17 protein-coding genes and 2 pseudogenes are annotated in these 22,479 nt (G+C 36.6%); 14 read left to right on the top strand and 5 right to left on the bottom strand.

What is annotated here, in order from left to right:
- Positions 1-191 (top strand): annotated as a pseudogene (locus tag FYJ79_RS12445) (IS1634 family transposase); the annotation flags it as partial.
- A 158-nt stretch (positions 192-349) separates the two neighbouring features.
- Here the strand turns inward: FYJ79_RS12445 and FYJ79_RS10170 are convergent.
- Entirely contained in the window at positions 350-2,266 is a 1,917-nt protein-coding gene (locus FYJ79_RS10170) for an amylo-alpha-1,6-glucosidase (protein ID WP_195837072.1), read from the bottom strand.
- A 151-nt stretch (positions 2,267-2,417) separates the two neighbouring features.
- On the opposite strand from FYJ79_RS10170, the gene FYJ79_RS10165 reads away from it, so the two are divergent.
- From FYJ79_RS10165 to ltrA, 4 genes are all read left to right on the top strand, one after another.
- Positions 2,418-2,912: a DUF6106 family protein gene (locus FYJ79_RS10165; protein ID WP_154517814.1), complete on the top strand. Its 495-nt coding sequence runs from the start codon at positions 2,418-2,420 to the stop codon at positions 2,910-2,912.
- 11 nt (positions 2,913-2,923) lie between these two features.
- Positions 2,924-4,444 (top strand): response regulator transcription factor, encoded by a 1,521-nt coding sequence (locus FYJ79_RS10160; RefSeq protein ID WP_154517811.1) that lies wholly within the window; start codon positions 2,924-2,926, stop codon positions 4,442-4,444.
- Positions 4,444-6,168, top strand: a complete 1,725-nt coding sequence (locus FYJ79_RS10155; protein WP_154517808.1) for a sensor histidine kinase — start codon at positions 4,444-4,446, stop codon at positions 6,166-6,168. The genes FYJ79_RS10160 and FYJ79_RS10155 overlap by 1 nt, the downstream gene beginning before the upstream one ends.
- Before the next feature lie 566 nt (positions 6,169-6,734).
- Complete coding sequence (ltrA, locus tag FYJ79_RS10150) at positions 6,735-8,030, top strand: group II intron reverse transcriptase/maturase (RefSeq protein ID WP_154517805.1); 1,296 nt, start codon at positions 6,735-6,737, stop codon at positions 8,028-8,030.
- Positions 8,031-8,285: 255 nt separating this feature from the next.
- Here the strand turns inward: ltrA and FYJ79_RS12850 are convergent, their stop codons facing one another.
- Together FYJ79_RS12850 and FYJ79_RS10140 are read right to left on the bottom strand one after the other, a co-directional pair.
- Complete coding sequence (locus tag FYJ79_RS12850) at positions 8,286-8,393, bottom strand: hypothetical protein (protein WP_154517802.1); 108 nt, start codon at positions 8,391-8,393, stop codon at positions 8,286-8,288.
- A gap of 16 nt (positions 8,394-8,409) precedes the next feature.
- Positions 8,410-9,066, bottom strand: a pseudogene (locus tag FYJ79_RS10140) (substrate-binding domain-containing protein); the annotation flags it as partial.
- A 57-nt stretch (positions 9,067-9,123) separates the two neighbouring features.
- On the opposite strand from FYJ79_RS10140, the gene FYJ79_RS10135 reads away from it, so the two are divergent.
- The 8 genes from FYJ79_RS10135 (at position 9,124) to tnpA (ending at position 18,612) form a co-directional block, all read left to right on the top strand.
- The gene (locus tag FYJ79_RS10135) at positions 9,124-9,678 is read left to right on the top strand and encodes a cellulase family glycosylhydrolase (protein ID WP_154517796.1); all 555 of its coding nucleotides are present in this window, start codon (positions 9,124-9,126) and stop codon (positions 9,676-9,678) included.
- Positions 9,675-10,676 (top strand): cellulase family glycosylhydrolase, encoded by a 1,002-nt coding sequence (locus tag FYJ79_RS10130; protein ID WP_326803769.1) that lies wholly within the window; start codon positions 9,675-9,677, stop codon positions 10,674-10,676. The genes FYJ79_RS10135 and FYJ79_RS10130 overlap by 4 nt, the downstream gene beginning before the upstream one ends.
- Positions 10,677-10,842: 166 nt before the next feature.
- On the top strand, positions 10,843-12,084 hold the full coding sequence (locus FYJ79_RS10125; RefSeq protein ID WP_154517790.1) for an extracellular solute-binding protein: 1,242 nt from the start codon (positions 10,843-10,845) through the stop codon (positions 12,082-12,084).
- Positions 12,085-12,148: 64 nt separating this feature from the next.
- Positions 12,149-13,525 carry a carbohydrate ABC transporter permease gene (locus tag FYJ79_RS10120; protein ID WP_154517786.1) on the top strand — a complete coding sequence of 459 codons (1,377 nt, stop codon included), beginning with the start codon at positions 12,149-12,151 and terminating at the stop codon, positions 13,523-13,525.
- A complete protein-coding gene (locus FYJ79_RS10115; protein WP_154517782.1) occupies positions 13,525-14,397 on the top strand; it encodes a sugar ABC transporter permease in 873 nt (290 codons plus the stop codon). The genes FYJ79_RS10120 and FYJ79_RS10115 overlap by 1 nt, the downstream gene beginning before the upstream one ends.
- A 6-nt stretch (positions 14,398-14,403) precedes the next feature.
- The gene (locus FYJ79_RS10110) at positions 14,404-16,029 is read left to right on the top strand and encodes a type 2 periplasmic-binding domain-containing protein (RefSeq protein ID WP_154517779.1); all 1,626 of its coding nucleotides are present in this window, start codon (positions 14,404-14,406) and stop codon (positions 16,027-16,029) included.
- 486 nt (positions 16,030-16,515) lie between these two features.
- Positions 16,516-17,922 (top strand): magnesium transporter, encoded by a 1,407-nt coding sequence (gene mgtE, locus FYJ79_RS10105; RefSeq protein WP_229771451.1) that lies wholly within the window; start codon positions 16,516-16,518, stop codon positions 17,920-17,922.
- A 201-nt stretch (positions 17,923-18,123) separates the two neighbouring features.
- Positions 18,124-18,612, top strand: a complete 489-nt coding sequence (gene tnpA, locus FYJ79_RS10100; protein ID WP_154517776.1) for an IS200/IS605 family transposase — start codon at positions 18,124-18,126, stop codon at positions 18,610-18,612.
- Positions 18,613-18,722: 110 nt separating this feature from the next.
- On the opposite strand, the gene FYJ79_RS10095 is transcribed toward tnpA, so the two are convergent.
- Both FYJ79_RS10095 and FYJ79_RS10090 read right to left on the bottom strand, forming a co-directional pair.
- The gene (locus tag FYJ79_RS10095; protein WP_154517773.1) at positions 18,723-20,141 is read right to left on the bottom strand and encodes a hypothetical protein; all 1,419 of its coding nucleotides are present in this window, start codon (positions 20,139-20,141) and stop codon (positions 18,723-18,725) included.
- Positions 20,141-20,527 carry a CoA-binding protein gene (locus FYJ79_RS10090; protein ID WP_154517770.1) on the bottom strand — a complete coding sequence of 129 codons (387 nt, stop codon included), beginning with the start codon at positions 20,525-20,527 and terminating at the stop codon, positions 20,141-20,143. The genes FYJ79_RS10095 and FYJ79_RS10090 overlap by 1 nt, the downstream gene beginning before the upstream one ends.
- Positions 20,528-20,616: 89 nt before the next feature.
- On the opposite strand from FYJ79_RS10090, the gene mnmG reads away from it, so the two are divergent.
- On the top strand, positions 20,617-22,479 hold the full coding sequence (gene mnmG / locus FYJ79_RS10085; RefSeq protein ID WP_154517767.1) for a tRNA uridine-5-carboxymethylaminomethyl(34) synthesis enzyme MnmG: 1,863 nt from the start codon (positions 20,617-20,619) through the stop codon (positions 22,477-22,479).

The following is a 22,479-nucleotide window of genomic DNA, read 5'->3' as shown; positions in this document are numbered from 1 at the left end:
TGACCATTGAGGAGCTTATTGATACATTAAGAGGATATAACTTCTATCATTATGAAGGAAGTGGCTATGTTCCAACGTATACAAGAAATGATGCAACTGATATTCTTCATGAGGCATTTGGGTTCAGGACCGATTATCAGATCAATGGTGAGAAGAATATGAAAAAAATTATAAAGAATACAAAGAGATAGAGATATTACTACATTTTTAAAGCAAAAAGCCCTTCAAAAAACGTTGAACTTATCAGTATTTTTGAAGGGTTTTTATATGCACAACTGTCAAAGACAGGATTGTACCAATGTTAGCGCTTTAAAGACATATCACAAATTTTAGAAAAATATAAGAAAACTCATTTTCTTGATATTTCATAGGCTACTAAGAGCTCACCAACACTCCAAGCCTGGTTCACAGTTCCTCTAGGTGTATGGGGTGCATCACCATCAAAAATCTCGTTGATACCATTAATACAGTTATGATCAAGTGTTTCTAGTAATGGCTGTAATAATGCTCTTGCCTGACTTTTATCTTCATCAAGAAGCACATGACAACGAATATAGGGACCCATTAAATAAGCCCAGCTTGTCCCCATATGATAAGCAAGATCACGTTTATCTAGATTGCCTTCATAATGTGCAATATAGCGTGGATCATCATAAGAAAGAGATCGAATACCAGTTTTGGCATAAAGCTTTTCATCCACCACCTTCAACATCTTCTTACCAAGATCAAATGAAAGTACGGGGAAAGGCAAACTTAATGCATAGAGCTGATTAGGGCGAATGCTGGCATCATTGGGCTCAATTACGTCATAGAGACATTGTGTCTGTTCACACCAGAATTTGTCCGCAAAGCTCTTTTTTGTACGCTGGGCAATTAAGCCATAGCTTTCATCATGATCAGTTTTATGACTGAAATAAGCCATAATCATCAGAGCATTATACCAAAGGGCATTCAGTTCAACCGGTTTGCCATGTCTTGGTGTAATAGCTTTACCATGGGTATAGACATCCATCCAGGTAATCTGATCTTCATTGTCACCCGCATGAATCAAAAAATCATCATCCATATAGATTGCATGATCCGTTCCTCTAATATAGGCAGAGATAATCTCTTTAAGATGAGGATAGATTTCTTTCGTAATAAAATCTGTATCATGACTATATTGTTCATACATATAACATGCATGAATAAGCCATAATGAAGCATCAGCCGTATTATAACGTGGTTTATTGGTCCCATCTTCAAACAGATTCACCACAAGTCCATGATGTATCGTTTTCGCAAATGTATGAATAATACTCTTTGCATCATCAAATCTCTTTGTTACTAAAGTCAAGCCTTCAAGGGCAATCAAAGTATCTCTGCCCCAGTCTGAAAACCATGGATATCCCGCAATAATCGTTTTATTCTTTGTCGAACTTCTATTAACGATAAACTGATCAGCTATCTTTTCTAGTCTTGCCTTAATAGGATCTTTTGTATTGACAAGCATAGCTTTACGCTTCACTTCATCAAAGAGATATTCACGGGCTGTACGAGAAGCTTGATCAAGCGTGCAGACAAAAGAGATATCCTTTGTTTCCTGGTCACTCATCATGACATTGTAATATCCTGGTGAATATAAGGCATCAAGTTCTTTATATCCAGTTACACAATCAAATTCATAATAAAGATTATCTTTGATTTTTGTTTCTTTATTAAAGACACCCGTATTCATATAAGTTCTTATGAGGACATCCTTGTGATCTAAAGGAAGCAGGTTAAGATGTCTTTCATGTACACTAAAACATGGAATTGTGGCTTTATTGTTGCGTGCAGCATGATCTCTTAGTGAAAAGTAGGGTGTGAAGAAAAGATTGACTTGATGATTGTGGCTTGTGATATGATAGTTAATGGCTACAGTATTCTCGCCATGCACTAAGGTGATGGTTTTATCGATATGGACATTGCCTATTTCATAGCGATAAGTGACAAAATCATCGACAATCACTTCTTTGATGTAGGCAGTATGATCTTCGATATGATCATCATATTGATAGCTTTCAAGACTATAGGAATTCCCATCAATGACAACACGTTCATCAAGCTGATTGAGGACGTTATAGCGCATTGTTGGAGGAGTAAGGGAAGCAATCAGTAAGCCGTTATAGGCTTTTGTATGGTGTGTTGCGACTGGTGAGTAGGCATAACCACCGATACCATTGGTGAGGAGCCATTCTTCATTATCAAAGCAATTGTTTTTTATCTTGGGGTTGATTATTTTCATAAAATCACTCACTTTCATAATCATAATTACTATAAAATCTCTTTTATTTATTGACAACACTATCTAATAAAATTGATATGTGTCTTATAATATCAATATTTGATAAAATAAAATAACTTGTTACAATATGATTGTATGGAGGAATGTACTTATGAATAGTGTCTATGTAGAATATAGTTTTAAGAAAGATGTTGAAGTGAGAAGTCATGTATTCTTTGCCTTTTTAGTCGCTATATGTGTGCTTTTAGGCTTCTATAGTTTATTTGTGACCATTCTTGTACCAGTATTTATTGCGGCTATTGCACTTGCCTATTTCTATAAACGTTCGTTAAAATGTGAATATGAGTATATTCTCCTAGATGATGACTTAGCGATTGATCGTATTATTAATAAGGCTAAGCGTAAGAAGATGGCACGTTATGATTTAAGTAAGATTATTGACTTTTCATGTGTTAATGAAGATTTCTATAAACGTTATCAGAATAAACGTATGAAAACTAAGAAATATTTCTCACGTTTAAATGAAGATCATATTTATGCCTTAGTTTTCAACAATGGGAATAGCTATGAGTGTCTTTATATCCAGGCTGATGAAGCTTTAAAACAAGCCATTGCTTCAAGACACCCACATAACACACATTTATAAGGAGTCAATCTATGTATAGTATTTTAGTTGCGGATGATGAAAAAATAGGCAGGAAGGGCGTACACTTCCTTCTTGACCAGATGGATGAGGAACTTGATATTATTGAGGCTAAAAATGGGAAAGAAGCCTTGCAATATATCCAGAACCATCATCTTGATATCTTATTGACCGATATCAAAATGCCCTTTCTTGATGGTATAGAACTGATTAAGGAAGCATTAAAAGTACAACCCAATTTAAAGATTGCCATATTCTCAGGCTATAGTGATTTTGAATATGCCAAGAATGCCTTATCCCTTGGTGTACTTGAATATATTCTTAAGCCTGTCAATCCTGAAGAATTCAAGACAACCATTAAAAAGGTCATTGGTGAAGTCGATAAATTACATGAATCAGCTAAACAGGAAGAAGCCCATGAAGAACTCTTAAAAGAACATATTCTCTATAACCTTGTCAACGGGAATTCATTAGAAGTCATTCGTAAACAATTAAGTGGTCATAACTTCAGTGACTTTATTCCCCCTTATACAAGGGTTTTGCTTTTGGAATTTGATGGAAACTTCTTTGGAGAAGTAGAAGAGTTTGAAGAAAAGTTAAAAGAAAATGTAAGATTGACATATGAATATCTAAATTTAAACTTATCGCAGTCCGTGCTTTTCTTTGAAGAAGAAGATATTGAGAAATTGAATGCAGTAGCCCATGATATCTATAACTTTGTACAAGTGAAATACCATCGTAATGCCTATATTGCCATTAGTCAAAAGATTGAAGATATTGGCAAGATATCCAAAGTTATTGAAGAACTCGAAGATACGCTTGAAGGCATGTATTACCATCCTGATAAGCATATTTATAGTGAACTTGATGAGATTGAAGAAGTTAACGGTTCACCCTATGAAGATATTGAAAAACTCACTAATCTTGTCAAACATGATATTCATATCAAAGATATCGATAGCTTACGTAAAGACTTTAATAGCTTCTATGATCTCTATAATGCTTCCAACGACTTTACAAATGATTATATTAAATTCTTATTCTCTGGAATGATTAAGGATATTTATGAAGCTTTAACACATACGGATGAAAAAGCATTGGATCAAATGATTGTGAAATTCTATCGTGCTAATGATTTTAAGAGTATGAAGCAAGTTATGGATCAGTTTGTGGTATTGTTGGAAAAGGAATTTAAGAAATCAGAAAGTCTAAGTCATGGTGAAATTAAAGATGTTATGAAATATGTCTATAATCATTATAATTTAGATTTGAGTGTGGATTTCTTAGCAGACCAGGTATGTCTTGCACCTAGCTATCTCTCCCATATTTTCAAGAAGGAAACAGGGGAGAATTTAGGCAAATTTATTAAAAGGGTGCGTATGGAGAAGGCTAAGGATATGCTGGAAAATACCCATGAACGTATCGTCGCTATTGCGGTGGCAGTAGGTTATTCCAATGTCTCATATTTCTGTCAGAGCTTTAGGGAATATTATGGCATTTCACCACAGAAATATAGAAATCAAGGTGAAGCATAATGAACAAGTTTGTCCAATTCTTTAGAAATATGAAAGTCCGATACAAGATCATCATGATCTATTTTGTGATCGGGCTTTTTCCATTAATATTCATTGGTACACTTTTCTTTAGTCAAATCAAGGATTCTGTAATCAAACAAATTAAGACAAGTACCTCCAACACTATTGAACTTGCCACCAGTTCATTAGACAGCAACATTAAGGTCTACAACAACCTCTCAGACTATCTCGCTTACAATGAAACAGTCGCTAATATCGTCAGCAACGATACGAATGATCAATTTGATTTCTATAAAGAACTTGATAAGACATTGGATCCTATGTTGTTGTCAGTGGCTAATTTTCATACTGATCTTGAACAGGTGACAATTTATGCCAGGGATGATATTGTCCAACATGGCAGCACCCTTGCACCTATTACCCAAATTGAGAACGAAAGCTGGTTTAAGAAGGCTAGTCAAAGCGATACACCGGTATGGATTATTAATAAGGATAAGAAAGAAGTCATTAATGTCCGTAAAATGCCTACTCTTGAACGTAAAGGGATTCTTGGTATTCTTTATATAAGGATGAATTATGATCAGCTCTTTAAGAGTTTTAATAATTTTAGTGGTGATAATTATGGGGCTTATATTGTTGATGGAGATAATCATGTCTTGTATGAGAAGCTGAAATTTGATCAAGATCGTGAATCTCAAATGTTGAGTTTTAATGAAGTCAAAGGGATGGTTAAACGTAAGGCAGATAATGTCATCTACAAAAACAGTACAGAAACAAACTGGAAGGTCTATTATTATCACTCACGCGATAATATATCGGATGCAAGATTATCTGAAGCTGCAAACTTCTTATTACTTGTCATGGTTGTGACAATTATTGCAGCAGCTATTGCTTTATGGGCCACAAGTAAATTTATAGTCAGTCGTCTTGAAGCCTTGCAGAATAATATTAAGCTTGTCGAAGAAGGAAAGCTTGAAGTCATGGTACAAAGCAAGGACCAGGATGAAATTGGTCAACTCATAACTGGCTTTGGCCATATGATCAACCGTATTAAGTTCTTGATCGAAGAAGTCTATGAAAGCAAACTAGCCCAGAAGAATTATGAAATGCGTGCTCTCCAGCAACAAATCAACCCACACTTCCTCTATAACACACTCTCAATGATTAACTTCATGGCGATTGAAAGTGGCCAGAATGATATCTCAAAAATCACTCTTGCCCTCTCTGATTTCTATCGTACAGCACTTAATAAAGGCCATAATACAACATGCTTAGCTGATGAACTCAAGAATATGAATGCCTATCTTGATATCCAGCAAATGATGCATGATTATGAATTCGATCTCGATATCGAAATTGATGATGCTATTATGGACTATGAAACACCTAATCTCATTCTTCAGCCAATTGTAGAAAATGCGATTGGACATGGGATTGATTTATTGGAAGATCGTAAAGGTGTATTGAAAGTCTATGCGACAGTCGATCAAGAGAATGTCTATATCATGGTTGAAGATAATGGTGTAGGGATGGATGAAGAGACAATCAATACCATGCTTTCACAAAACAGCAAGGGCTATGGCATGCGTAATGTCAACCAACGTATTAAATTGCTTTATGGTGAAGAATATGGCTTACATATAGAAAGTATTGTCGGACAGGGGACAATTGTCACAATTCGCTTACCTAAGCACAAATATGAAAAAAGACCAGATCAGAAATAAAGCAGAGTCGTAGGACTCTGTTTTTCTAGTGTGCCGGGCATGGCACTGATTCAGTCGGAGATAGTCCGATCACAGGTAGTTACCGCCAAGTGTAGTGAACCACAAGCCGATACCATAAAGGTAGGAGTGAAGGAAGTGGTGTAGCGATTCCTTTGAGCGTACGAACAGAAACTTGATACAAGGCTAAATGGTGGATAAGGTTGCTAGACAAACCGAAGTCCTAAAGGTGAACGTAAAACCAAAAGAGTAAATCAAGGCGTTGTGAAGGAAACAGGATTAGTGAATTACCCCGGGAGGCCTCACAGGCAACGAAGTCCAATATCTTTAAAATCAGTGATGGTAAGTTGTGCGACAAAAAGCTCACTGTGAGGAGTCAGCTGAGGTCATAGTAGGTGTCTCACCAGCACCAAAGGACCTAATGTTTATATGATGTCACTCATCATAAAGCAATATCTAGATAGTTCGAAATTGGAAACATCTTATAAATGGAAAACGTAATTCTGTGGAGATGAAGGAAGAGGGAACGGTTCTAGATAAATTTACGATATGAAAAGGAGAACACAGACATGAGATTAATTGATGAAATACTGAGCGATACAAATATTGATAGGGCAATCCTACAGGTCAAGAGAAACAAAGGTGTATCTGGAGTCGATAAGATGACAGTAGAGGAACTTGATGAATATTTCTATAAGCATAGAAGAGAGATTAGATACTCCATATTCAATAAGAAATATAAGCCCCAATCAGTCAAGAGAGTCTATATTCCAAAGCCTAACGGCAAGAAAAGGCCATTAGGTATACCTACAGTTGTAGATAGAGTTATTCAACAGGCCGTTGCACAAGTGTTAATGAAGAAACTAGATTCTTCATTCAGTGAATTCAGTTATGGATTCAGACCAAGAAGAAGTGCACAGATGGCTGTACTGAAAACTCTAGAATACATTAATGAAGGCTATGACTGGATTATAGACTTAGATATTGAAGCATATTTTGACACTGTAAATCATGACAAGTTAATCTCAATACTTAGAGAAAAGAATGTGAATGACTCAACAACATTACATCTTATTCGCAAATTCATGCAGGCAGGGATTATGGAAGATGGTTTAGTAAAACCTTCTAGAATCGGCGTGCCTCAGGGAGGTCCACTTTCTCCAATCCTTTCTAACGTTTATTTAGATAAGTTTGACAAGGAACTGGAATATAGAGGACTACGCTTTGTAAGATATGCAGATGACTGCAATATCTTCGTTAAGAGCGAGATGAGCGCGAATAGAGTAATGAAGTCAGTCACTTCATGGCTAGAGAGAAAACTATTTCTTAAAGTCAGTGCTACTAAAACCAAAGTGGTCAGACCGCCCGAAAGCAAGTTTCTAGGATTCACCTACCTCCAAAGGAATGGTGAATGGAAATGCAAGCCTTCCAATCAGAGCAAGATGAAACTCTACGACAAATGTAGAAGAGAACTCATAAGAAGGATAGGAATTGCACGACCAATTGCAGTTACATTCAAGAGAATCAATCAGATTGTAATGGGATGGATTAACTATTATCGAATAGGCGTGATGAAATACTTCATTGACACCTTTGGTCAATGGCTTCGCCATAAAATCAGAGTTATTATTCTTAAACAGTGGAAGAAACCAAAAAGGATTTATATTAATCTACAGAAACTGAATAAGAAACTCGGATTTCTCTTTACAGATGAACAAATATTCTCGGTAGCAAACACTAGGCTAGGTCTATACAGACAGGCCAATGGTCATGTTGTCAACTTTCTACTTAGTCCCAAGATTTTAGCCATTAAGAAAAAGGATAGACCAGGGTTGGTCAATCCTCTTAACTACTATCTAAGTTAGTTTGAATTTATCATATAAATGTAGCGCCGTATACGAGATCCGTACGTACGGTGCAACGGGAGGCATAGAAATAATAATTAATCTCAGTATTGATATTATTTCCTGTCTACCCTATTACAAAAATATCACCGCTCCCTTAAGAAACGGTGATATTTTCTGGCTATAAGCCAACTCTCATTGCATGCAATTACTTGCATGCATATAAAGTATAATCAATATCACTAACCTGGTCAATATTCATTCATTTTATGAAAATTAAGCTGATTCTCTTTCAATAAGAGAAACAGAAACTTTTGTATTGGAAGTATGCTTTGTCGGATATTTAAGCAGTTCAAGGATCTTTTCTGCAGCAAGTTGTCCCATATAGGTGCTTGGGATATCAATTGTTGTAAGCTTTGGAATTAATGAGTGGGGCTAGTGTAATATTTTCAAATCCCATGATTGCCACGTCTTCAGGCACGCGATAACCATTTTCTTGAAGTGCTTTGATGGCGCCAATAGCAATCATGTCCGTTTCCGCAAAATAAGCACGACAAAGAGGCTCGCCTTTTTTAATGATATTTTCCATATCGGCCTTTGCCCCCTCAATCGTGTGTGAAAGGGTAAAAACTTCGACTTTATGCCTTGACCAGCCATCATCACGTAATCTTTCCATAAAGCCATTAATACGTTTATCAAAATTTTTAACGCGATAACGACAACGCAAATATCCAGGTTCTTCTAAATATTTCGTTGCAAGATAATTTGCAGCAATAGCACCACCAAAACGATTGTTGACGGTGATGGCACTACATGGCAAGTCCTCATAGAACGTATCAATAAGGACAATTGGCAGTGATAATACAAGAAGGGCCTGAATGAAAGATTTAGGCATATCCGCTCCTAATAGAATTAAACCACTATAACTTGCTGCCCTTATATTCATTAATAATTCATTGATATTATTTTCACTCAATTGCATACTATTGAGCATATTAATATCAAGCTGACACATTTCATCTTCAAGTATTTGATTAATACCAGCTGTAATATCTTCAAAAAATGATGTGACACTCCCGAAGTACTATTAGAAGGCTATGCTGTAGGAAACTGGATGATTCAGGAAGCATACTTGTTTGGATCAGGAAGCTTTTATGGTGAGCTTAAGCCCTTTATGCGAGCTGAAGGCATGGATCGTCCAAGAACTATTGATCAGATTATTTGTGAAACGTGCGGGTCTTCTTATGCCAAGACTTTCTGGAATACATACTATCGTAATTATCTTACAAATGATGATATCCAGTATATGAAATCATTGGGATTTAATTCCATCAGATTACCTTTAGTCGCAAGATTGTTTATTGAAGAAGAGGAAGAGATTGTATTTAATCAGGATATGTTTGATATTCTTGATAACGTAATTAAATCGTGTCGTGAAAATGCAATGTATGTCATTCTTGATATGCATGCGGCATATACTAGTCAAAGTGGGATTGGCTGTGATGATGGTGTAGATAACAGTGTGCACCTTTTTGTAGAAGAAGAAAGTATGGAAAGAACAATACTGCTTTGGGAACGTCTTGCCCATATATATATAAGGATGAACCATGTATTGCGGGTTATGAATTACTTAATGAACCTTTGGCATTACCTAAGTGGGACTATATGATTCCTCAACTTATAAGCTTTTATAAGCGCTGTATTCAACGTATTCGTGAGATTGATCAAAAACATATGATTTTCTTACAAGGTCATCGTTTTGCGAAAAGAGCAGATATATTTCAAAGAGATATGGATCCCTTCAATAATTGGGTGTTGACAATGCATATTTATGAAGATCTACCAGATATGGATATTATTGGTCCAATTCTTGAAGAAAGAGAACGCTTAGATGTGCCAGTTTGGATAGGTGAGACAGGTGGAAGTAAACATTGGACGGTTGTGATGTATGATTTATTAAGACGTTATCATATGGGCTACAATGTCTTTACCTACAAAGCTGTTGATCGTAAGAATGCTTGTACACTTGCAACCTATAAACTGCCTGAAGGCTTCTCGAAAATACTCAACTATGTTTTTAAAGGTGAAGCAAAGCCAACCTTTAAAGAAAGCAAAGACATATTCAATCGCTATCTTAAAAACGTGAAGTTTGCTTCTTGTACATTACAAGAACAAGAAGCAAATGCTATTCTAAGAAAGAATAACGTCTCTATTCCTGCTATTGGTTATGATATTGTTAATGGTCCTGGCAAAGACTATAGTGGAATCTATCCTTATTGTTCCTTCTCAGGTTATCGCAGAGAATGCCATATGCAGATGATTCTTGAACAACCAGCCTACGAGCAAAATGAATTTAAGCAGATTGCTTTAACACCAGTTCCTAAGTATGGTGATTATAACAATCTTATGCTTGTTATGCATGAAGATGAATTTGTATCCTATACATTAAGAGAAAAAGAGAATAAGGGTACTATATATGCCAAGATGAAAGGTGAACACTGTATTCTTGATGTGCAATTAGGAGAAGTACATCATACTATTCATGTTGATGAGCTATCAGAATTAAAGAAAATCACCTTAACATCTTTCAACGAACTGAATAATACAAAACTTATTGTCCGTGTATGTGAAGGTTCGGTAATTATAAAAACAATTATCATCGAGTAAACACTTTTGTTTGCTCGATTTTTATGTTGGAATTTTTGATTAAATGTGTAAGAACTCTAAAAAATTCAACATTAAACAAAAATCTTTGATATATAAAGAAAGCGCTTCAAATTCTATAATATGGGTGTAAAGAAAACAGAGGGAATTCGTAAGGAGGAATAATATAATGAATGCGAAAAAAGTATTAGCTGCTTCCCTAGCAGCAACGATGATGTTTGGCCTTGCTGGCTGTGCTAAGTCTGGTTCTTCAGATACAAGTTCTAGTAATGGTGCTATGACAATTAAGGTCTGGTCACCACAGGAAGACCAGTCTGCAAAGAGTGGTAAATGGTTACAGAAAGAATGTGAAGCATTCGCTAAAGAACATAAAGATTGGAAGATCAACTTCAAATATGGTGTATGTTCTGAAAGTGATGCTGGTAAGTTAGTCACTCAGGATGCTAAGGCAGCCGCAGACGTTTACATGTTTGCGAATGACCAGTTAGGTACATTACTTGATGCTAAGGCTATCTCTCAGCTTGGTGGCGATGCATTAAAGGATGTACAGGATAATAACAGTAAGGCATTAGTAGATTCAGTAACTTCTAATGGTAAGGTTTATGGTTTACCATTCACTGGTAATACTTGGTTTATGTATTATGACAAGACTGCTTTCTCTGATGAAGATATTAAGAGCTTGGATACAATGTTAAGCAAAGGTAAGGTTGCCTTCCCAGTAAGCAACTCTTGGTATTTAGGTAGCTTCTATGTAGCTAATGGTGGCACTCTCTTCGGTGATGGTACTGATAAGAAGGCTGGCATTCAGTTCGGTGGTGAAAATGGTTATGCAACAACTAAATATTTAGTTGACTTAGTTAATAATCCTAACTTCGAAAATGATGCTGATGGTAAAGGTTTAACAGACTTCCGTAAGGGTACTGTAAAAGCTATGTTCTCTGGTTCTTGGGACTATGATGCTGTTAAGAAGGCATTAGGTGACAAACTTGGTATCGCTCAGCTACCAACAGTTAATATCAATGGTCAGGCTAAACAGTTAAAGAGCTTCTCTGGTTCTAAAGCAATCGCTGTTAACCCTAACTCTAAGAATATGCAGGCTTCTATCGCATTAGCTCGTTATCTTGCTGGTGAAAAAGCACAGGAAGATCACTATAAATTAAGATCTATCATCCCATGTAACACTACATTATTAAAGAATGAAGAAGTTGCTAAGGATCCACTTGTAACTGCTCAGAATAACACTATCAACAATACTTCTATCGTTCAGCCAACTATCTCAGCTATGGGTAACTTCTGGACACCAACTGAAACATTTGGTAAGAATGTTGTTGCTAAGAAAGTCACTGCTGCTAACTATAAAGCTGAAACAGATAAATATGTTAAGTCTTTAAATACAGACGCTGTTAAATAATTGATTCATTATAGAGGTCTCTAGAGTCGTCTGGAGACCTCACTTATATAGGAAGGAGTAAGTTATGAAATTCAATAAGAAGAAAAAAATGAAAGAATTTCAGGACCCTTATTCATTTGCGAATGCTGTAACTGAAGGGGATTCAATGACGAAGCTTTCCATGGTTATTATGGGAGCTGGACATTTCAAACACAAACAGTTTATTAAGGGGGCCCTCTTCTTGCTTTTCGAACTGGCCTTCATCCTGTTTATGGTCACTAATGGTTTCTATAACCTTTCTAAATTACCTGGGTTAGGTGAAGCTGCTCAGGAAGGTGTCTGGAATGAAGCTAAAGGTATTTATGAATATAGTACTGGTGATAACTCACTGACTATCTTGTTGTATGGTATAGCAACAATATTCCTATTAATAGGTTTCATTCTTGTATGGCGCTTATGTGTCAAGAGTTCCTATAAATCACAGAAGCTTGCTTCTGAAGGGAAACATTTGAATACATTCAAAGAAGATATTGCTTCACTATTAGATGAGAACTTAGCTGGATTATTATTAACTGGTCCAGTTCTAGGTATTCTTATTTTTACAATCCTGCCACTTGTATATATGATTTCAATGGCCTTCACAAACTATTCTATTAAAGGCAACCACTTAGTCTTATTTGACTGGGTTGGCTTAAAGAATTTTGGAACAGTCTTGAATTTCAATAATTCTATTGGTAAGGAATTCTGGAGCGTATTAGGCTGGACATTGGTATGGGCAGTCTTTGCGACATTCTTGAATTATCTCTTTGGTATGCTTCTTGCGATTTTAATTAATCGTAAAGAAACTCATTGGAAATCATTCTGGCGTTTCTGTTTTATTCTTTCTATCGCTGTTCCTCAGTTCGTCAGCTTATTAATCATGCGTACAATGTTACAGCCTGAAGGTGCTGTGAACGTGCTTTTAAAGAATGCTGGCTGGATTTCTACAAGCTTACCATTCTTTACTGATGTAACATGGGCAAGAGTAAGTGTTATTGTCATTAACTTGTGGGTAGGTATTCCTTATACAATGATGCAGGTAACAGGTATCTTACAGAATATCCCAGCTGAACTTTATGAATCAGCTAAGATTGATGGTGCTAATGCCTTTGTCACATTTATGAAGATTACATTACCATATATGTTATTCGTTACAACACCATATCTCATTACACAGTTCACAGGTAACGTCAACAACTTCAATGTCATCTACCTCTTATCAGGTGGTGATCCAACACCAGTTGGTGCAACAGCAGGTAAGACTGACCTATTAGTAACATGGTTATATAAATTAACAATTGATAAACAGTATTATTCTATTGGTGCTGTTATTGGTATCTTTACATTTATTGTCTTAGCGATTGTGGCCTTAGTGACATATCGTAATACCGGCAGTTATAAAGATGAGGAGGGATTCATGTAATGGCTAAACAAATCACAAAGTCTTATAAGACAAAGAAGCGTATTAAAAATGTCATTGTACACGCCTTCCTAGCTATATTAGCAGCTATCTGGGTTCTTCCTATTTTCTGGGTTATTCTAACAAGCTTTAGAGCAGAACCTGGTAGTTATGTTGATTCATTCTTCCCTAAATCTTATACATTAGATAACTATGTAAAGCTCTTTACTGATACAAATATTCTGAACTTCCCTAAGATGTTCTTGAATACATTAATTATTGCTATATTCTCATGTATCATCAGCTGTTTCTTTGTTCTTTCAGTAGCTTATTGTATGAGTAGATTAAGATTCAAGTTACGTAAACCATTTATGAATATTGCGATGATCTTAGGTCTGTTCCCAGGTTTCATGAGCATGATTGCCGTTTACTATATCTTGAAGACACTTGGTCTATCTGAAGGTGGCATGATCAGAGTAGCCTTAGTACTTGTTTATTCCGCAGGTTCTGGTATGGGCTTCTATATTGCGAAAGGGTTCTTTGATACAATTCCAAAAGCTATTGATGAAGCAGCTTACATTGATGGAGCAACAAAATGGCAAGTCTTCACAAAATTGACTATTCCTCTATCAAAACCAATTATTGTCTATACTGTCTTGACTTCATTCTTAGCTCCATGGCTAGATTTCATCTTCGCAAAAGTTATTTGTCGTGCGAATTCTGATTACTATACAGTCGCTATCGGCTTATGGAATATGCTGTCTAAAGAATATATTGATGTGTGGTATACACGATTTGCGGCAGGTGCTGTTTGCGTTTCTATCCCAATTGCGATATTATTTGTATATCTACAAAGATATTATGCCGAAGGAATGTCTGGCGCAGTAAAGGGTTGATTAATAATGTTAAGAAAGTTATTCGTTGTATTACTTTCATTATTCACAATTACAGGTTGTCAATTGGAGTCGCATCGCGACTCCTTTATGGCTTCACAAACACCATATGGCCGTTATGATCAGAAGGTCACTTATACAATAGCGCATCTCAAGGGGACAAATAACTCTAATATGCCTGAAGGAGATACCTATGAAAATAACGCTTATACAAGATATTTATTAAAGAAACTCAATGTTCAAAATAAAGATATCTTTGAAGGTTATGGTGTTCATTATAGTGAATATGTGGATCATGCCATTCTTTCTAAGAAATTACCTGATGTGATGATTGTTGAATCACTTGATGATTTAGAGTATCTTGTGGAAAATCATCTGATTGAAGATCTTACGACAGCCTATAAACAATGTGCTTCACCACGTATTAAAGACATGTATGCATCCTATGATGCCTCCATTCTTGATAATGTGACATTTAATGGTAAGATCTATGCCATGCCGGAAACCAATATTGATGATGGACCTAATTTCTTCTGGGTTAGAGATGACTGGCGCAAAGAACTTAATCTTAAAGAACCAGAAACACTTGATGATGTTGAGAATACTGTCAGGGCTTTTAGGCAATATAAGAATGCGGATGGCTTGATGGCTGACACGAGCTTAACGGCTGGAACAGGCTTTTCTAGCGAATATCTTCTCAATCTCTATTTTGCCGCCAACAATACCTATCCCAAACAATGGATTGAAAGAAATGGCAGCTACCAATATGATTCTCTAAATGAAGGAGCTAAAGCAACACTTTCCCACTTACATGACCTTTATCAAGAAGGTGTTCTCGATAAGAATTTCTTGCTTAGAACAAATAATGATATTGCCAGGGAAATTATTAATGGCAAATGTGGAACAATCTTTGGCCCTTGGTGGGTTCCTAATAACCCACTTGTCGATGCTATCAAGAAAGACAGCAGTGCCCAGTGGAAACCCTATTTGATTAAGACCAATGGTAATGCAACGACATATCATTCTGTTAACCCATCAAGTAAGTTTGTTGTTGTGAGAAAGGGATATAAACATCCAGAAGTGATCTTTAAGATTATCTCAGTGATCTTTGATTATCTTCGTTATGACAATAAGGATGTTGATGATATCAACCATTATTATGAAATCAACGTTGATCCAACAGCTAGACCTATTGCTATTAATGTCGATTACCAGGATGCCTTAAAGAGAAGCTACTATAATATCACCAAGATCTTAAATGGCGAATCAACAAAGAATATCATGGCCATCGATGTCCCTTATGCTAATGCATGCAAGAACTATCTTGCTCATAAAAAAGAAAACAGTGCCGAGAACTGGGCAGCTTATGCCTCACGTATTGAAGCATTGGGGTTGTTGGAAAAGAAAAATGTCGTTAAGGTGAAGTCTGGCTACTTCTCAACAACAGAGACAATGAACAAGAAGATGTGGAAACTTCAGGAACTTGAAACCGATACTTATCTCCAGATTATCTCGGGAAGTAAGCCTGTAAGCTCTTTTGATGACTTTGTCGCTAAATGGAAAGAACAAGGCGGTACTGCTATTACCCAAGAAGTCAACAATGAAATCAAAAACAAAGAAAAGACCTCATCGTGAGGTCTTTTCTTCCTATATAGGTTATTAAAGATCAGGGAATACCAAGGGGTGACATGGATGAAGCTTGAAAATAAGTGATTTAAGAAAAGGCTAAATTATATATGTTTATAAAACAAATATCGGTTTACAAGTAAAAGGGTGGATGTTAGAATGAAGGTAGAAGGTTAGAATATTTAAATATTCTAATGACAAAGAAAAGAGGTGGAATAGATGGCTGATTGTGATGGTGAGGGACGAAGTCCATATCAAATAGAAATTATTGTACAGAAGCTCAGAGGAAGAAGAGCTGTTGGACAGAGGGGCTCTGTTCCACCTTTTTTTGCATGTAAGAAACTATAAACATAGCGTTTCTTCTAAGTGATTATTTCTTTCTCTTTGTTTCTGTGAGCTATTTCATTGTGACATAAGACTGATTGTCCCTGATGATTTTAAGAATAAAGAACAGTTTTAGGTGAAATGTACTCAGAGGATGAAAGGAGAATAGAAATGATGAGAGATGAAAAGAATACAGCAGTTGAAATGCTAGGATATGAAAAAGAAATTTTGGACATTATTCGTTCCAACAATTCTCCACGTGTGATCTGTGATCAACTACAGAATTATCATGCGAATGATATGGCAGCAATCCTGCCTAAGCTAGAAAAGAAAGAGCGTTTAACTCTTTATCGTGTGATGCGTATAGAAGATCTAGCGGAAATTATGGAATATGCGGATGAGGATGCGGACATCTATCTTGAGGAAATGGATCCCAAGAAGGCTTCGAACGTGCTTGAAAAAATGGAACCAGCTACAGCAGCGGATATCTTAAAAAATAGTGACTCCCAATATAAGAAAGCTTGGCTGGAAATGATGGATCCTGAAATTCAGGACGCTATTAGGATGCTGGCAGCTTATGAAGAAGATACGATAGCGAGTCGTATGAGGACAAATTATATAGCTATTAAACGTAATCTCTCAATCAAAGAAGCAATGCGCTCACTGATTGATCAAGCGTCAGAAAATGATAATATTTCTGTAATTTATATTCTTGATGAAGAAGGGATCTTTTATGGTGCTGCTGATCTTAAGGATCTCATTATTGCTCGTGAGGGAACAAAGCTAGAGGACATTGTTGAAACAAATTATCCATATGTATATGATGATGAAAAGATTGAAGACTGCTTGGAAAAGATCAAAGACTATTCTGAAGAGTCCATCCCGGTTTTATCAGAAGATAATCACATTGTTGGGGTTATTACATCTCAGGACGTTGTTGAAGTTGTCGATGATGAAATGGGTGAAGATTATGCGAAACTTGGTGGTTTGTCTGCCGAAGAAGATCTTAAAGAACCAATTCTACTCAGCGTGAAGAAACGTTTGCCATGGCTTGTGCTTCTGATGTTTATGGGAATGGGTGTTTCTACAGTTGTTGGTCTTTTTGAAACAGTTGTTCAGAAACTAACACTCATCATGGCTTTCCAGTCCATGATATTGGATATGTCAGGTAATGTTGGTACACAATCCCTAGCTGTCACAATTCGTGTACTTATGGATAAAAATCTAACTGTTAGGGAAAAATTACATTTGATTGGTAAAGAGATGAGTGTGGGCTTTGCGAATGGGCTCATATTATGTATCGTATCTTTTGTTGTGATTGGACTCTATATTATGGCAGCGCGTCATATGCCTGTCATGACAGCTTTTGCGATTTCAGCATGTATCGGACTATCACTGCTTCTAGCTATGTTGATTTCTAGTTTTGTAGGTACAGCCGTACCAATCTTTTTCAATCAGATAGGTGTTGACCCAGCTGTTGCCTCAGGACCATTGATTACGACACTAACGGATTTAGTGGGCGTAGTGACATACTATGGACTTTCTTGGGTTATGTTGGTGAATATTCTACATATGTAATGCACAAATGTATGAAACTAAAAAGATGATTATTATGGTAATGAAAAGGTCTCAAAATGAGACCTTTTATTTTTGTGAAACATAAAACCCCCAGATTGTCTGGGGGTCCACTCGAACTTTAGCCAAGTGGTAAAGAAAGAGTCCTCATATTATAATTGTACTGCGGCTACCAACTGCAATACAGAATAGGAGGACACTTTCATGTCATATGATGATGACTTACACAGTTTATCACACACTAAGTGGAATTGTAAATATCATGTGGTTTTCGCACCAAAATATAGAAGAAAGGCATTTTATGATGCTCGAAGGATTGAAATTGGGCAAATTTTGAGACAGCTATGTGAATGGAAGGGCATCAACATCCTTGAAGCAGAAGTATGTGTTGATCATGTGCATATGCTGATTGAGATACCACCAAAGTATTCTGTCTCTGGAATAATGGGATATCTTAAAGGAAAAAGCTCTCAAATGATTTTTGAAAGATGGGCAAATGCAAGATTCAAGTATCGGAACAGATCCTTCTGGTGTAGAGGATATTATGTCGATATAGTAGGAAAGAATACGAAGAAAATAAAAGAGTACATAAGAAACCAGCTGGTGGAAGACAAAGAAATAGATCAGCTGGCAATGGACTTTGAAGATCCATTTGCTGGATTCAAGGTCGAGAAAATTAAAGTAAAGAAATAAATGAACGGGCAGTTGGTCAAGCCGCACAACGTAATACGCGGTTCACGCGTCACTGGTAGGAGCAGGGCTATGCCCGAAACTGAAAAGCCACCGGCTAAGCCGGTGGATATTTACTGGAAGTAACTTAAATAGACATATAGTATGACAAGCACAACAAGTAAAGCAATCAATATATATGTAATGAAATGTGTTGAAGATGATTCTTGTTGTACTTCAGGCTGATCCTGTAGATGTGCTAAATAATCATATGGAAGTAAGAGACTGTTTGACATACCCTCGTTGATTAAGATATCACTATGTTGTTGTAGAAGCTTATTGAAATCAACTTTCTGATATGGCTGTTGCGTGAGCTTTGGCGATAAGACAGCTTTATGATCATCAATAAGATAATAACGGCTGCTTAGTATCGCTGCATCAAGAGCCTTAGAGAAACCTGGCTCAATCATCATACTTTGAGTATGGAATGCAAGGACGGAGAGTACCGGATTATCGACTGCTGGCATATTGGTAACAACGCTATAGTTGTATTCATGAATAGGCTTGTTGGTTTTTATTCTGATATAGCTATCATTAGCTTTTGTGACAATCTTTTGTCCTTCTACAATTTCATCGATATGAATTGTTGTTGAAGAAGTTGTATAAAGGGTGTAGTCATTGTCTGTTTTGATCACACCATGTAAATAACCACCATAATAATCATCCTGAAAATCCGTTATTAAGAGAGTGAAACTTGGCTCTTGATAGATTTTGTGAAGATCTTGTGAAAGGAATGTGGATGCTTGCAGGATAAGCTTGTCATGAGTACCATCTGTAATCACAATTTCTTTAATCGCAAATCTTTTTAATAAATCATCCAGTGCTTCAACTGTTTCAAAAGATGTATATTGATTTCTTTCATGATAAATAAAGCGGTTTGTATAATAAATAGTAAGCTGATTGTTGTTGGTAATGGGTTCTTGATAATCGCTGAGTTTCAAGTAATAAGGAATATGATCAAGGGCTAGACGGATGGCCTTGAGAATAGCTTTGTCAGGAGTTTTATGATAGCTATAAATAAGTTCAGGTAGACTCATTTGGTTGTAGTTGTTTGAAAGATGATCAATCTCTGTTTGGGTAAGTTTGTAGGGGTCGTAGTAGTTGTAGATAGGATATGTGCCTATTGTTGTAACGTTGTTTTGTGTTGGGGCGATATGACATTGCTTAAAGAAATAGTCAAGCTTGTAGGTTATATGGTTTTCTTCATTGAGATCAAAGACAACATGAGTGATTCCTAGGCTATAAGCTTTCTGAAGTAGTGTAATGAAGGCATCACCTTCAACTAGGGCAAAGGGATAGACATCATCGACAATACCACCATCTTCTTCTATAAAATGATAAATAGAATCCAACGTAGTAAAGAAGAAAATAGAGCGTTGTGAGTTATCTGTGCTTCTTCTTAAAATAGGTTGACCATAGACATTAACCATATCTAAGTCATCACTATAGAGTGGTGTATAGAGTGGGCTTGTTAGTAATTGTGAAATATCCATTATGCGATTTCCTTTGAAACAATTAAGACACAGTCTTCTATTGGCGTAATGCCTAGAGACTGAATATCTTTGATAAGAATATCATCATATGTACCAGGCTGCATCCAGGCAAACCCAATCCCCAGTTCACGCATCTCTGCAATATACTGTGAAGCAAACTTCTTATTAATGACAAAGACTACAACGTCAATGGGGCGCTCGATTTCAAGTAAATCCCTATAAGCCTTCAAGCCATAGACTTCATCATATTTAGGAGAGACAGGATAAACTGTCTTACCTATCTCACATAAACGCTGCACAATCTTATAGCCATACTTCTTGGTATCTGTGGTTGCTCCAAGCACGGCAAAATTCTTAAAATCTCTCAAAATATCAATACTTTTCATAATTTATCACCAACCTTATTATACATGTCCTTTGATTGAAATGACAATATGATTGTGGTATAGTTTCTAATGCGAAAAGAGGTACATTTATGTATGATGTCATTGTAGTAGGTGCCGGACATGCAGGCATCGAAGCTTGCCTAGCACCCGCTAGAGTTGGCTTAAAAACATTATTAATCACAAGTCATTTTGAAAATGCAGGGCAGATGCCATGTAATACAGCTATTGGTGGTCCAGCCAAAGGCATTATTGTGCGTGAAGTCGATGCGCTTGGTGGCCAGATGGGAAAGAGTGCGGATGCTTGTTATACGCAGATGAAGATGCTCAATACAGCTAAAGGTCCAGGTGTACAGGCTTTAAGAGCCCAGGAAGACAAGAAGAAATATCCTCGTTATATGCAACAGGTGCTTCGTGATCAGGATCATCTTGATATTGTGGAAAGCATGGTTGAAGACTTGGTTGTGGAGAATGGAATATGTAAGGGTGTTATTCTTGAAGATGGCCGTGTCTTTGAAGGCAAAACCACAATCTTGACAACAGGGACATATTTGAAAGCAGAAATTCTTGTGGGGGCGACAAAAACACCTAGTGGTCCTGACAATGAACGTTATTCCAAATATCTTTCAGGTAAACTGGCAAATTTAGGCTTTAGAATCCAGCGTTTGAAAACAGGCACACCACCACGTGTTGCAGCTGATACAATCGATTACAGCAAGACTGAAGTCCAGCCAGGTACGAATGCGAAACTTGCCTTCTCCTATGAAACAACAACATTTATTCCTGTTGAAGAACAGGATACATGTTGGTTGACTTATACGAATGAAACAATTCATAAGCTTATTCTTGATAATCTTGATAAATCATCAATGTATTCAGGTATTGTCAAGGGGATTGGTCCTCGTTATTGTCCATCAATAGAAGATAAGGTTGTTAAGTTTAGAGACAAGGAAAGACATCAAATCTTCTTAGAACCAGAATCACGTGAAATGAATTCAATCTATGTCCAAGGCTTTTCCACAAGTATGCCCCATGAGATTCAGGACAAGATGGTACATGCTTTGCCAGGTCTAGAAAACTGCAAGATCTTAAAATATGCTTATGCGATTGAATATGACGCTATTGACCCATTACAGTTAAAGCCATCATTGGAGACAAAGGTCGTTGAAAATCTCTTTACGGCAGGTCAGATTAATGGTACATCGGGCTATGAAGAAGCAGCTGGTCAGGGGATGATTGCTGGTATTAATGCGATTCATAAAGTGAGAGGTGAAAAGCCATTAATTCTCAGAAGAGATGAAGCTTATCTAGGTGTCCTTATTGATGACTTAGTGACAAAGGGCACAAAGGAGCCTTATCGTATGTTGACAAGTAGAGCGGAATATCGCTTGTTGCTTCGTCATGATAATGCGGATACAAGATTAAGAAAGTATGGTCATCAGGTTGGTTTGGTGAGTGATGCTCTTTATCAACAATATCTTGATAAGATGGCAAGAATTGAGGGAGAGATTGAGAGATTAAAGACAATTCGCTTTACTCCTAAAGATGAAAATATCAATAATCTTCTTGAATCCATTGGCTCAACACGTCTTAAAGAAGGCATTAGTGCTAAAGAACTTATTCAAAGACCAGAAGTATCCTATAATCTTATTAAGGATTATATTGGTGAAACAGATCTTACTGAAGAAGAACAAACAAGAGTGAATATCAATATTAAATATAAGGGCTATATTGATAAAACACTAAGACAAGTAGAGAAGATGAGAAGCATGGAAGAAAAAGAAATTCCTGCAGATATTGACTATCATAAGATTATCAATTTATCATTAGAAGCAAGAGAGAAACTCTTGAAAGTACGCCCAGTGACAGTAGCTCAGGCAAGCAGAATATCAGGTATTAATCCTGCTGATATATCTGTCTTGTTGATATATTTGAAGAGTGAATATGGAGAATAA

The organism is Sharpea porci (assembly GCF_009695655.1).
GTDB lineage: Bacteria > Bacillota_I > Bacilli_A > Erysipelotrichales > Coprobacillaceae > Sharpea > Sharpea porci.
This window is presented reverse-complemented; position numbering and strand designations above follow the sequence as displayed.